Source organism: Streptomyces sp. NPDC004609 (assembly GCF_042873655.1).
Taxonomy (GTDB): Bacteria; Actinomycetota; Actinomycetes; order Streptomycetales; family Streptomycetaceae; genus Streptomyces.
In genome coordinates, this window is record NZ_JBIALS010000003.1 from 67,274 (window position 1) to 80,579 (window position 13,306).

Below are 13,306 nucleotides of genomic sequence, written 5' to 3' on the forward strand. Positions count from 1 at the left end.
CGGAAAACCCAGCGGAAACCGCCTCGGGCTGCTCACGCCCCCCGGCCCCGTCCGGGGCCGCGCCGTGCGCCGGGGGAGGCGTCGTCACGGGGGCGCGCCACGCGTGGCGTCCGGACCCGGCATCAGCCGTCCAGCGCCGCTTCGACGCTCTCGTGCACGGTGAACACGGCGTCCGCCCCGGTGATCTCCAGCACCCTCGCCACCACGGGCTGCATCCCCGCCAGATGGACCCCGCCTCCGGCCGCCTCGGCGCTCAGCCGAGCGGAGAGCAGCACATTGAGTCCGGTCGAGTCGCAGAAATCCAGCCGGGAGCAGTCGACGACCAGCCGGGAGCGGCCCGCTTCGAGGGCCGCCTCAAGAGGCACCCTCAGCAGATCCGCCGTATGGTGATCGAGCTCACCCGCCGGCTGGAGCACCTCGCTGCGGCCTTCGGTCCGAACCTCGACCAGAAGGCGGCCCTGATTCACGCTGCCGGCCGTCGCGCGGTCCATGTCCGTTCCCTTTTCGCCGAGTTTCACCAGGTTTTCGACCGTGCGACCCGTTCATCGCACGGCTGTCCAGAGAGCTGTGACGTCCGTCGAACAGTACGCCTTCACTACGAGGCGGAGCCACCGGAACGCCTCAACAAAAGGGACATCGCCGACAATTGGCACTTGCTTCTGGCCGGGGGAAACGGGTAGGGCTTGTAAGAGACCACCACGGGACAGCAGACCCACGGCCGGCTTTGGAGGCGCCGCTCACCGCAGCTGAAGGTATGGGCATCGGCAGCCATATGCCGAGAACGATGGAGGAGACCATGTCACCCCGGCTCGACGCACCGCGTACCCCCACCACCGCGCCGTCGGCACTGTCAGACCGCACACCCGCCACCCCCGTCCTGAAGGAACCGCTTCCCGTCCTGGAGGAACCGCCTCCCGTACTGGACGACATGCCTCCGATCCTGGACGCACTGCCTCCGATTCCCCCCTTCGACGAGGTGGGACCGCTCGACGCGCGCGCCCTGTCGAAGACGCTCTTCGCCCGGCTGGAGCACCTCGAAGAGGGCACCCACGAGCACGCCTACGTCCGCAACACGCTCGTCGAGCTCAATCTCGCGCTGGTCAAGTTCGCCGCCTCCCGCTTCCGCTCCCGCAGCGAGCCGATGGAGGACATCATCCAGGTCGGCACCATCGGCCTCATCAAGGCGATCGACCGCTTCGAACTCAGCCGGGGTGTCGAGTTCCCGACATTCGCGATGCCCACCATCGTCGGCGAGATCAAGCGCTTCTTCCGGGACACCAGCTGGTCGGTCCGGGTTCCGCGCAGGCTCCAGGAACTGCGGCTGGACCTGGCGAAGGCGGGGGACGAGCTCTCCCAGCGCCTGGACCGCTCGCCCACCGTCGGCGAGCTGGCCGAGCACCTCGGTATCGAACGCGACGAGGTCGTCGAGGGCATGGCCGCGGCCAACGCGTACACCGCCTCCTCCCTGGACGCCCAGCACGACGAGGGCGACGACGGCGTCTCCGGAGCGCTCGCGGACCGGATCGGGTACGAGGACCACGGCCTGGAGGGCATCGAGTACGTCGAGTCCCTCAAGCCGCTGATCGCGGGTCTTCGACCACGGGACCGTAAAATTCTCTCCCTTCGTTTCGTCGCCAATATGACGCAGTCGGAGATCGGTGAGGAGCTGGGAATCTCACAGATGCATGTCTCACGACTCCTCGCCCGTACGCTGGTCACGTTGCGGAAGGGCCTCACGCTGGACGAGTGATCCGGCGCACCGCCGGAACGGCGCGGGGGGCCTGTTCCGTTACGGAACAGGCCCCTTCCCGTCATTGACGGGACAGTCCGGTTTGGTCCACATTGAGCACGGGTTAGTGGGGGGAACGACAATGGCTCTTGGGGAGGGCCGGCCGTCCGCGTACACAGCACTGGAACAGCTGATGCGCGAGCGGCTGGGCAGAGAATGTCTTTATGTGCCGTCGGGCCGGATCGCGCTGTGGCTGGCGATGCGCCACTGGTGCAGACCGGGCGGACGCGTGCTGATGTCGCCCGTCAACGACGACGTCATCTTCTTCGTGGCGCTCGCCGCGGGACTGCGCCCGGTCATGGCCCCCCTGCGGCCCGAGGACGGCTCGATCGACGTCGACGCCGTGCCCGAGTCCGTCTGGCACGGGCTCTCCGCCGTTCTGACCACCAATCTGTACGGGAACCCCGACCCGGTCCTCGAACTGCGCTCGCGCTGCCATCTGCTGGGCATACCACTGCTGGAGGACTGCGCCCACGCCATCGGCACCGAGATCGGCGGACGGCCCGTCGGCTCCTTCGGCGACGCGGCCGGCTTCAGCCTCGGCAAGCACACCGGCGCCAAGACCGGGGGAATCCTCGCCGTCGCCGACCCCGCGCTGCGCCGCCCGCTGGAACGCGCCCGTGACGAACTCCTCGAACCCGGGGGCCCGCTGTCGGAGATCACCTACGGAGTGCGCCCGTACGCCGAGGCGATGGTCCGGGGGCTGCGGCTCGCCCCAACGGCCCGCGCCGTCATGAGGCGGCTCGGCATGGAGGAGCGCGAGGACATCCGGATGGCACTGCGCCCGGAGGAACTGCGGCGCGCCCTGCCGACCGCGCCCTCGCTGACCGGCTTCAACTCCTGGGTCCGTGTCGACATGCACGACTACCGGCAGCGGCCGGGCCTGCTGCGCCTGAGACGGACCGAACGGTTGCTGGCGGGGCTCGACACCCGGCTGCACGCCTACCGGGAGGGCACCCGGAAGCTGCTGGCCTCCCGCTGGGCGATCCCCCGGCCGGGGCCCGTGCAGCCGCTGTTCCAGGTGCCGCTGCTCGTCGAGGACCGGGACGCGGCCAGGGCCCTGCTCGCCCGGCACCGGATCGTCACCGGCTACCTCTACGACCCGCCGCTCGACGACTACGCCGGGGAGTACTTCACCGACCCCTCGCCCCTGCCCCAGGCCGCCGCCTACTTCGGGCGCCACACGCTGCCCTGCGACCCGCTGAAGGCCGACCGCATCCTGGCCGTCCTCGACCGGTCCGACGTGCGTCCCGCGCCGCCGTTTCGGCCCGGCGGCCCCGGCGGCACACCGAGGACGCCCCTCCAGCAGACCCGCTCGTCCCGGACGATCCACGTCCAGGCAGCCGCGTACGGCGAACACCGCGCCGAGCAGGTGCGTGCGCAGCAGAACCGCGTACAGCCGCCCCCGCGGGACCGTGCGCAGCAGGACCACGAACAGCCGGGCCCGCGGGACCGCGAGGAGCAGGGCCTCGCCCAGCGGAGCCGCGCGGAACTCGCCGCTTCGGTGGACGCTGTGGACCCCGCCGACCGCGGGGACCGGATCGTGCGGCAGCGCCGCGACGGGAGCGCCGACCCCGCGCAGCCGCAGACAGGCCGGCACGCCCCGCAGCACTCGGGGCCCGGCGCCGAGCACCACACCATGGAGCTGAGGGCGGTCCCGTCCTCCCAGGACGGGACCAGTGTCTGACATCGAAACGACCCGGCTGCGCAAGCTGCCCGAGTCGGCGGACACCACTCGCCTGCGCAAGCTCCCGGAGTCGGCCGCGCTCCCCGGGGCGCCCGCGGCCGACGAACCGGAGGGGGACCGGCCGGAGGGCGACGACTCCGGACACGGCCAGGACTCCCTGTTCCGCAACGCCTATGCGCTGATGCTCTCCACCGGCGTCTCCGCCGCCCTGGGCCTCGGCTTCTGGCTCGTCGCCGCCCGCTACTACACCAAGGACGCCGTCGGCGAGGGCTCCGCCGCCATCGCCGCGATGCGGCTGCTCGCGTCCATCACCGCGACCACGATGACCGGTGCGGTGGTCCGTTATGTGCCGCGCGCCGGCCGCGCCACCGGGCCGCTCGTGTGGCGCACCTACCTCTTCAGCTCCGCCGTCGTCCTCGTGGCCTCGGTCGTCTTCCTGCTGACGCTCGACCTGTGGGGGCCCTCGTACGAGCCGCTCCGCGGGCTGTGGCCCGGACTGTGCTTCGCCGCCGCCGCTGTCTCCTGGGCCCTGCTCACCCTCCAGGACGGGGTGCTGACCGGGCTGCGCAGAGCCTTCTGGGTGCCGATCGGCAACGCGGTGTTCTCCGTCGGCAAACTCGTCCTGCTCGCCGTGTTCGCGAGCGCGCTTCCCGTACTCGGCATCTTCGTCTCCTGGGCGCTCGCCATGGCCCTGTCGATCGTGCCGCTCGCCTGGCTGATCTTCCGCAGGCTGATCCCGCAGCAGGCCGCGGCCGACCGTGACCGCGAGCCGCCGCGGATGAAGGAGATCGGGCGGTTCCTGGCCGGGGACTCGTTCGGCGCGCTGTTCTCCATGGCGATGATCAATCTGCTGCCCGTGATGGTCGCGGTGCGGTTCGACGCCACGCACAACGGCTACTTCTACATCGCGTACACCGTCGGCGGCACGATGGAGTTCATGGCCATGAACATGGCCTCCTCGCTGACCGCGCACGCCTCCCACAGCCCCGAGACGCTGGCGGCGGGCGTACGGGGCGCGCTGCGGCGGATGACGCTGCTGCTGGTGCCCGTGGTGCTGGTACTGGTCGTGTTCGCGCCGCTGATCCTCGCGCCGTTCGGGTCCGCGTACGCCGACAACAGCTCCACCGTGCTGCGGCTGCTGGCCGCCGCCGCGCTGCCGAGGGTCGCCGTCGAGCTGTACATCGGGGTGCTGCGCGTCCAGGGGCGTACGGGGATGCTCGCCGTCATCCAGGGCACGATGTGCGTCCTCGTCCTGGGGAGCGCCACCCTGCTCTTCGGGCCCACCGGGATCTCCGGCGCGGGCTGGGCGATGCTGCTGTCGATGACCCTGATGGCCGTGGTGTGCGCGCCCGGACTGCGCGCCGCGCTGTCGGGGCGGGAGCCGGAGCCGTCGAAGCTGTGGGCCCGTCTGGTGGCCCGCGGGCCCGAGAAGGAGATCGAGTACGGCACCAACTGGGCCCGGAAGGCGGCGGAGCGGCGGGAGCGGCTCGCCAAGGACGAGCAGGAGTACGGCACCGCCGCGTATGTCTGGAGCGGGCACGACACGGCGACCCCGGCGTTCGGCATCCCGGTCTTCGTGCCGCCCGAACGCGCGGCCGAACGCCCGGCGGCTCCACCGGACACCGACGAGGACCGGCTGACCGTCTGGCTCTGGCTGGTGCTGGGGCTGGCGGCCGGGCTGTTCTGGGTGCCGCTCTCGCGTGCGGAGGATCTGGGCCGGGCGAGTCTGCTCGGCGGGGAACTGCTCGGCGCGCTGCCGCCGGTGAGTCTCACGGCGGGCATCCTCCTCGTCATCGCGTACTGCGCCGCCGTCGCGCTCCAGCGGCCCAGGCCCGTGCTGGTCGGCACGATCCTCGTGGTGACGGTGGCCGCGCTGTACACCGGGCCGCTGCTCCTCGGGCTCCATCTCGACCAGGCCGGGGACGCGTGGACGAGAGCGCTCGGGGACTTCCTCGCCGCGGCGGCCGGGCTGGACAGCCCCTCCAGCATTCTGCGCGCGCTCCCCGTGGTCCTTCAGGTCCTGTGCCTCGCTCTCGCGGCGGTCACCCTGCGGAAGCTGGGCGCGAACGAGCAGGTCACCGCCGTCGTGGTGTGGGTCCTCGCGGTGGCGGGCTGGGCGGCCCAGGACGCGATGGCAGCGGGGGCGCTGCCGGTGTTCGCGGGGTTCGCGACGGTGTACGCGGTGGCGGTGTGGTGGGCCTCCCGCGAGTAGCTATTTCCGGGGGGCTGCCCCGGGCCCCGCGCCTCAAACGCCGGCGGGGCTCGGTGTGCTGAGGTCGCCCCAGCAGGGCGCGTGTTGTCCCGCTGCCTCGCGGGCAAGGCGTATCCCCGCGCCTCAAACGCCAGCGGGGCTGAAACTGCCGAGGTCGCCCCAGCAGGCACACGGTGTGCCACCACCCCGCGGACGACACGCAGCCCCACGCCTCAAACGCCGGCGGGGCTCGTTGCGCTGACGTCGCCCCAGCAGGACGCGCGTTGCCCCCCTGCCTCGCGAGCAAGGCGCAGCCTCTTGCGCCTCAAACGTCGGCGGGGCTCGTTGTGCTGGCGACGCCGCGCGTGCGGCCTCCTCGCCGATCCGTTCCGCCGTCGGCCGGCCGTACTCATCCATGAGCTCGCCGAGTCGGTTATCGTGCCGTGCAGTCAGTCGGCGCGACGCGACGTCAAGGCGGTCACCTGATCCGCCGGACACCGACTGCCGGGTGGACCGGCTGGCAAAGGCCCTACTGGCGCAGTGCCGTTCAGACTGCACCGACCGTGTTCATCGCAGGGTGAGCGGGGTCTCGGACGCGACGCGACGCAGCTTCTCCGGGTTGCGGACGTAGTACAGGCTGGTGATGCGGACGTCCTCGACGCGGGCCGCCATCACGCCGTCGATCTCGCCGTCCAGGCGGAAGACGAGTCCCGGACTGCCGTTGACCACGGCCGGGGCAGCGGTCATCGTGGCATCGGTCCTGCCGAGACCGCCGGCCAGGAAGCGGACCACCTTCTCGGCGCCGATGATCGGCCGCAGCGCCGCCTGCTTGATCCCGCCGCCGTCGGTGACGACGACGACCTCGGGCGCGAGCACGTCGAGCAGCCCCTGCAGGTCCCTGGTTTCCAGCGCCCGCTGGAAGGACTCCAGAGCCGCCCGGGTCGCGCTCACGGAGACCACCGAGCGGGGTCGACGGGCATCGATGTGCCGACGTGCGCGGTAGGCGATCTGGCGGACGGCCGCGGGGCTCTTGCCGACGGCGGCCGCGATCTCGTCGTAGCCGACGTCGAAGACCTCGCGCAGCACGAAGACGGCGCGCTCGGTCGGCGACAGTGTCTCCAGGACGAACATGAGCGCCATCGACACGCTCTCGGCGAGCTCGACGTTCTCGGCCACGTCCGGTGCGGTGAGCAGCGGCTCGGGCAGCCAGGGGCCGACGTACACCTCCTTGCGGCGCTGCATGCTGCGCAGCCGGTTGAGCGACTGCCGGGTCGTGATCCGGACCAGGTAGGCGCGCTGGTCGCTCACCTGACCCAGGTCGACCTTGACCCACCGCAGCCAGGTCTCCTGGAGAATGTCCTCGGCGTCGGCCGCCGATCCGAGCATCTCGTAGGCGACGGTGAAGAGAAGGTTGCGGTGGGCAACGAACGTCTCGGTCGCCGCGTTGGCGGCGTGGCTATTCATATCCCGACCCGTCTCCTTCGCAGCAGGCCCTGGTTTCCGGCGATGGTCGATGGTGCATACGGGTATCCGTTCGCCCCGGTCGGCGGCACGTCTTTCGTCACTCGGCGAAGGGTTCGAGGACGAAGCGACCCCACGTGACAATGGCCGCGAGCACGAGATAGACCGAGTTCAGCATCACGAGCTTGTACTGACCAAGGCGGCCATGAGTGATCATCGCGCCAACCATGAGAGCAACCCAGCACACAGCGGTTACCGGCACCATGACCGGTGCGATGTCGAGCACGGCGGGCAGGATCAGGCCAACCGCGGCCAGGAGCTCCAGGAACCCGAGAGCCTTGACGAAACCGACGCCGGCGTCTTGGGTCCATTTCCCGCCGTCGTGCGCGGCCAGTTTCTCCTTGGGTATGAACGCCTTGCTGATGCCGCCGGTCAGGGCGACCGCGGCCAGCAGTCCGGTCGCCATCCACAAAGTGGGGTTCAAGGGGGTTTCTCCTTGCCTTGTGTCGGTGACTCCGGCGTCGGCCCAACCGACCGCGAAGCTTGGCTGAACTGCTGGTTCAGCGGTGGGCAGCGACCTCGCCGCGCTTGGCCCGCACCAGTTGCCGACGCTTGTCGTCCTTGAACCCCCAGGTGAACGAGCCGGGCTTGCGTGCCTCGTCCGCCAGATCCCTGACGACGCCCTTGCAAGCGCGCTCTTTGATCCCTGCGCCGAGGCGGCCACCGATGGAGTACCTGTTCGCGGTGTCGTCCTTGGAGGCGATCTGTACGGTGGCGGCGCGACGGCCCAGGGCGATGCACTGGCCGAAGAAACCCACGTTGATGACCTCAGGCTGCGCACCGGCGATCCGGGCCAGCACCGTGTCGGCAGCGTGCGCTCCCAGCGGACGAGCGGTCTGGCAGCTCATTCGCAGCGGCAGGTCCGACGGTGCCGCCGAATCCCCGGCCGCGACGATGCGCACATCGTCCATGCTCGTCAGCGTCTCGTCGGTGAGCAGGCGGCCCAGGGCGTCGGTGCTCAGCCCGCTCCGCGTGGCCAGGTCCGGCACGCCGAACCCGGCGGTCCAGATCGTCACCGTGCTCGGCAGCGTGCGGCCGCCACTGAGCTGCACGGTTTCGCGGGTCACCGCCGTCACCTTCGTGTCGGGGCCTTCGAGTACGGTCACCCCGAGCTTGGCCAGCCGCTTGGCGATCAAGCGCCGCACCCGCGGATGCAGATACGGGCCGAGCGCCCCGCCGCACACCAGGGTCACCCGGCGGCCCTGCTCGCCCAGCTCGGCGGCGGTCTCGATACCGGTCGAGCCGGCTCCCACCACCGTCACCGCGGCTGTTGCGGGCGCGGCGCCGACCACCGTCGTCAGCCGCTGTGCCTCCTCCAGGGTGGCGATCGGGTAGGCGAACTCGGCCGCTCCGGGGACGCGCGGGTCGGCGCTGCCACTGCCCACGGCGTAGATCAGATAGTCGTAGCCGACCGTGCCGCCGCTCGCCAGCGTCACGCTGCGCCCGGGGGCGTCGATCCGTGCCGCGGTGTCGACGACCAACCGGACGCGCTCGCCCAGGATCTCCCGGTAGTCGACAACCGCCGCGTGGGACCCTCCCACCACCTGGTGCAGGCGAACCCTCTCGACAAAGGTCGAACGCGGGTTGACCAGCGTCACTGTCACGTCGTCGCGCCGCGTCAGACGATTGGCCGCCAAGGCGCCCGCATATCCGCCGCCGATCACGACCACATCCATGTTCCCTGTCACGGTGTCTCCTTCGTTTCGAGGGGTTCGAGCACAAGACACCGCATGACCGATCGCCATAACAGCATGTGAGCCAGATCACTCCGCGGGGGCCTCGGTGCGCGGGCATGGCCACCCGCGGCCGCTGTCGCCGCAAGGGCGGCTCCTTCATCTGTCCCGGCTCCCTCGTGGGCGTGACGCCGTACGTCACCCCGCCTTCCGGGCAGGCGCGCACCGCGCCTCAAACGCCGGCGGGGCTGAATCTGCCGGGGTCGCCCCGGTCCGAACCACCGAGCCGTCCGGCGATTGAGGACGAAGGGTGCGAACAAGGCCGGTCACGGGACCAACGGGGGCACAAACCAAGCCCGTCCGGCGATTGGGGACGAAGGGCGCGCGCAAGCGCGGTCACGGAACCGGTGGGGGCGCCCATCAAGCCCGTCCGGCGATTGAGGACGAAGGGCACGCACAAGGACGGTCACGGGACCAACGGGGGGCACAAACCAAGCCCGTCCGGCGATTGAGGACCGAGGGCCCGCGCCCGGGGCGGGAACACGGGCCGCGCCCCGGGGTCAGCGCGTCGGGACCGTCTGGCGGAAGTAGCGGCTCTCGCCCGCCTCGCGGTACCCCTTCAGCGCCGGGCCCTCGTTGACCGTGAGGTCGCATCTCTTCTCGTCCGAGGTCGCGCGGTTCCAGTGGACCATCGCCTTGACCTTGGGCATGGAGCCGATGACCGACGGAATCTCCTTGTACCACTGGTACTGGCGATCTGGGTCCGCGAGATCGGGCGCCGTCGCGAATTCCGCCATCATCAGGGGCTTCTCCGCGGAGATGTTCTCCAGCAGCCAGTCGTACGTGGGGCGCTGGCTCTCCTCGAAGTCCTTCCAGTTGTCGGTGTTGTGGCAGCCGAAGTAGTTGTACTGGTCCATGCCGATCCAGTCGACGTAGTCGTCGCCCGGGTAGAGCTGCTTCATCTCGTCCGCGCTGCCGAGATAGCCGGAGACCGTCCACACCCACACCACGTTGTCGGCGCCCAGCTTCTCGAAGCGCTCGTACAGATGCCGGTAGGCGGCGACGTACTCGGCGGGTGTGCCAGCGCCCTCCTTGATCCGGGCGTCGACCTCCTGGTCGAAGGAGAAGAAGACCCGCTTGCCGTACGCCTTGATCCGGCGGATCTGCGGGTCGATGATCTCCTCGTCGTACTGCCCGGAGGCGATGTTCTTCCAGCCGAGCTGTGTCTCCGTGTAGTTCTCGTGATGCGGCTCGGTCCACACCGTGGACTCCCACGCCAGCATCAGCATGCGGTCGCGGCCCAGCTCCTGCTCCTCGTCGGTGAGCAGCTTCCCGTCGAGATCGTTGCCCGACATGTCGTGATACGTATAGACGAGGTCGAGCTTCCGGCCGATCTTCTTCTCGAAGGCGTACACCGGCTCGGTGAGGGAGCCCTTCTCGTCGTACGGGATGTACGCCCCCCACCAGGCCCCGCACTCCGGCGCCAGCTTGTCGTCCGGTGCGCAGGGCCCCGTCGGCAGGGTGCCGGAGGCCGCGTTCTTGGGGAGGTCCTCGTCGCCCTTGCCCCCGAAGCCGCCCGCCCAGACGCCGATTCCGGCGACGAACAGCGCCATCGCGACCAGGACGACGGCGTACAGCCGCCGGGGCCCGGCGCGGTGCCTGCTCATCAACCGATGTCCGCGTGTTTGCGTTTGACACGCTCGGCGGCACCGGGCAGGGCGGCGGGCAGCGGGAAGCCGGGCAGGAACGCCGCCACGGTCGTGATCAGGGCAAGCGGCACCAGGAACGCCGTCGCCGAGAACACCTCCAGCAGGAAGAGCCCGGTCGAGATCAGCACTCCGAGGGAGAGGCTGAGCGGTGCGGCCAGCGCCCACACCTCCAGCCTGGCCCCCTCCCGCAGCCCCTCGGGCCGGGGCAGGAGGACGGCCAGTCCGGGCCCGAAGCAGATGAACAGCAGTGCCGGAATCCAGCGCACCGGCCAGCCCTCGGGCAGGGCGGTCGCCGTGAGCGCCACCCATCCGGACGCCGCCATGATGACTCTGAGCCGGGTCTCGTCGACCTTCTTCATCAGGAGGTTCCCCCACTTCGGGTTCCGGGCGTGCCGGCCGGCCGGTATTCCAGTACGACTCCGTACGGATGCTCCTCGATCACCTGGAACAGCGGCGATGCCTCCAGCTTCTCGCGCAGTTCGTCGAAGCCGCCGGGTGGCAGCAGCCCCTCGCCCGCGCTGTAGATGTCCTGGGTGCGGGTGAGGATCACGATCGCCGCGGGGACCCCGCCCGGAATCCCCTCGGCCAGGTACTTCGCCGGGTCCTTCAGCATCTTCTCGTTCTCCGGCAGTTCCTGCTCGGCGAAGAACCAGTGCTCGACCTTCTCGTAGCGGTGCAGAGCCTGCGGGAAGGAGCCGGTCGTGGCGAGGATGAGCGCGTCCTTGGGGGCCCGGTCGATGGCACGGGTGACCATGGCCGTCTCCGCCGGAGGCGTGTAGTACATCTTCTCCTTGCCGTAGTACGAGGGCATGAAGCCCGCCACCAGCGCCACCAGAACGGCCGGCAGCGCGATCGCGGTGACCCTGGTCCGCAGGTCTCCCCGTCCGGTCCGCCGCCGCGCCCCTGGGGTTCCGGCCGCGGCTGATCCGGGGGGCGCGCCCGTGGCCGCCCCGGCCTTGGCCCCCGCTCCGGCCGCTGCCGGTACGAGCGCGGCGGCGGCGAAGAACGCGGCGCCGGGCAGCCCGAAGAGGTAGACGCGGAACAGCATCTCGCCGCCGTAGTCGTTGACGGCGAACAGCGGCACGGGCGCGGCCGACACCAGCAGCAGCGGCAGCGCGCTGCGGATCAGCTTGCGGCGCGCGAGCAGCGCGATCCCGGCGAGGAGCGCGACCGACAGCACCATGATGATGTTGGCGCGCCCGGCCAGCTCGGGCCCGGGGCCGGTGAGCTGTCCGGCGTATCCCGCGCGGGAGTTCTCCATCAGCCGGCCGATGGAGTCCTTGAGGGTGCCCAGCGTCTCCATGAACAGCGGGCGGCCCATGGTCAGGTCCCAGAACAGCATGATGACGACGGCGGTCGCCAGCACACCCCAGTTGCGGTAGCGGCGGGTGAGCATCAGCGCGGTGAGCGAGACGCAGAGCATGACCGGGGTGAGCTGGTGGGAGGCGTTGATCGCGAAGATCAGCGGAACGAGGATCGCGATGCAGACGGCCCGCTGGCGCACGGTCGTCGGCGGCGGTACGGGCGCGGCCACCGGATCGAGCAGGGTGCGGTCGCGCAGCGGTCCCGCCGAGCCGGGCAGGACGAAGTGGCGCAGCACCACGGCCAGCACGGTCAGGTGCAGCAGGAAGGTGAAGCCCTGCGGGGCGAGGTAGTCCTGGCCGACCCAGTTGGCGGCCTGGAAGATCCAGACGCCGACCCACACCAGCCGCCAGTCCTCGGTGAAGGTGCGGTAGATCACGACCAGCACCGGCATCATCAGCAGACCGAGGACGATTGGCGCCCAGTTGACGTACGCGGCGGCGCTCTCGACTCCGAAGGTCCGCACCATGGCGGCGTTCAGGGAGAAGAAGCCGGGCCACTGCTCGTACGCGCCCATGTTGCCGGACTGGACGCGGTACGGGTTCAGCTCACCGTTCAGCAGCAGTTGGTTGATGACCGCGTCGTGCTTGGACGCCCAGGGGTAGCGCACCGCGTCGTACAGGACCGCCGGTACGGCCTTGAGGGCGAACAGCAGGCCGACGCAGTAGGCGGCGGGCCACCAGGGAGCCGTGCCCGCGCGGCGCAGACTGAAGAGGAAGCCGCAGGTGAGAACGGCGAGCGCCAGGTAGAAGGTGACGGGCATCCGGTCCAGGAGGCCGTAGTCGCCCATGGTCCGATGGCCGACGAACGGCAGCGACACCAGCCACAGGACGACCGCCAGCGCCAGCGGCAGCCAGGCGAGCAGCAGATCGCCCTTGAACAGGCCGGGAGGGATGAGTCCCTTCCGCTGGGGGCCGCGCCGTCTGCCGGTCCCGGCGGTCCCGTCGGCGGTGGCGCCCTCCGCGAGGGCGGTGAGCTGCGGGGGTACGCGGAGCTGCATGGTCTCGCTGCCGCCGGTGGTGCCGCCGGTCGCGGTGCCGGGGCCGGTGGTGCGGCCGGTGGTGGCATCGGTGCCGGTCGCGGTGGCTTCTCCCGTACCGCCGCCGGTGCCGTCCTTTTTCGCGGTACGGCCCGAGGCGCCGCCCGCGGTCGCCGTGCCACCCGCCTTCCCGCGACGGCCGCCGCCGGAGGCCCTGCCCCCGCCGGGCGCGTCCGCCGTGCCCGTACCCGCGGTGCCGCCCGTACCGCCCGTACCCGCGCGGCCGCCGCCGGTACCGGAACCGCCGGCGGTACCGGCGCCCTTGCCCGTACGGCCGCGGGTGCCGCCGCCCAGGACGGGAAGCCGCATGGTCTCGCCGCCCGGCGTGGGCCGCC

10 protein-coding genes are annotated in these 13,306 nt (G+C 70.8%); 3 read left to right on the plus strand and 7 right to left on the minus strand.

The window, feature by feature from the left end; genetic code table 11:
* Positions 1–122: 122 nt before the first annotated feature.
* Complete coding sequence (locus tag ACFYT4_RS03635) at positions 123–491, minus strand: STAS domain-containing protein (RefSeq protein ID WP_389264877.1); 369 nt, start codon at positions 489–491, stop codon at positions 123–125.
* Between the two features lie 293 nt (positions 492–784).
* Between ACFYT4_RS03635 and ACFYT4_RS03640 the strand changes: the two genes are divergently transcribed.
* From ACFYT4_RS03640 to ACFYT4_RS03650, 3 genes are all read left to right on the plus strand, one after another.
* A complete protein-coding gene (locus tag ACFYT4_RS03640; protein ID WP_389264878.1) occupies positions 785–1,750 on the plus strand; it encodes an RNA polymerase sigma factor SigF in 966 nt (321 codons plus the stop codon).
* Positions 1,751–1,871: 121 nt separating this feature from the next.
* The gene (locus ACFYT4_RS03645) at positions 1,872–3,476 is read left to right on the plus strand and encodes a DegT/DnrJ/EryC1/StrS family aminotransferase (RefSeq protein ID WP_389264880.1); all 1,605 of its coding nucleotides are present in this window, start codon (positions 1,872–1,874) and stop codon (positions 3,474–3,476) included.
* Positions 3,469–5,688, plus strand: a complete 2,220-nt coding sequence (locus tag ACFYT4_RS03650) for a lipopolysaccharide biosynthesis protein (protein ID WP_389264882.1) — start codon at positions 3,469–3,471, stop codon at positions 5,686–5,688. Before ACFYT4_RS03645 ends, ACFYT4_RS03650 begins: the two co-directional genes overlap by 8 nt.
* A 546-nt stretch (positions 5,689–6,234) precedes the next feature.
* Here ACFYT4_RS03650 and ACFYT4_RS03655 read toward each other — a convergent pair.
* The 6 genes from ACFYT4_RS03655 to ACFYT4_RS03680 all read right to left on the minus strand — a co-directional run bounded on the left by ACFYT4_RS03655 (position 6,235) and on the right by ACFYT4_RS03680 (position 13,280).
* Complete coding sequence (locus ACFYT4_RS03655; protein WP_389264883.1) at positions 6,235–7,131, minus strand: RNA polymerase sigma-70 factor; 897 nt, start codon at positions 7,129–7,131, stop codon at positions 6,235–6,237.
* A 97-nt stretch (positions 7,132–7,228) separates the two neighbouring features.
* Positions 7,229–7,612, minus strand: coding sequence for a DoxX family protein (locus ACFYT4_RS03660; protein WP_389264885.1), 384 nt, complete (start codon positions 7,610–7,612; stop codon positions 7,229–7,231).
* Between the two features lie 76 nt (positions 7,613–7,688).
* On the minus strand, positions 7,689–8,876 hold the full coding sequence (locus ACFYT4_RS03665; RefSeq protein ID WP_389264887.1) for an NAD(P)/FAD-dependent oxidoreductase: 1,188 nt from the start codon (positions 8,874–8,876) through the stop codon (positions 7,689–7,691).
* Between the two features lie 545 nt (positions 8,877–9,421).
* Positions 9,422–10,528 carry a glycoside hydrolase family 26 protein gene (locus tag ACFYT4_RS03670; protein ID WP_389264889.1) on the minus strand — a complete coding sequence of 369 codons (1,107 nt, stop codon included), beginning with the start codon at positions 10,526–10,528 and terminating at the stop codon, positions 9,422–9,424.
* On the minus strand, positions 10,528–10,929 hold the full coding sequence (locus tag ACFYT4_RS03675) for a hypothetical protein (protein ID WP_389264891.1): 402 nt from the start codon (positions 10,927–10,929) through the stop codon (positions 10,528–10,530). The genes ACFYT4_RS03670 and ACFYT4_RS03675 overlap by 1 nt, the downstream gene beginning before the upstream one ends.
* On the minus strand, positions 10,929–13,280 hold the full coding sequence (locus ACFYT4_RS03680; RefSeq protein WP_389264892.1) for a hypothetical protein: 2,352 nt from the start codon (positions 13,278–13,280) through the stop codon (positions 10,929–10,931). The genes ACFYT4_RS03675 and ACFYT4_RS03680 overlap by 1 nt, the downstream gene beginning before the upstream one ends.
* Positions 13,281–13,306 lie beyond the last annotated feature (26 nt).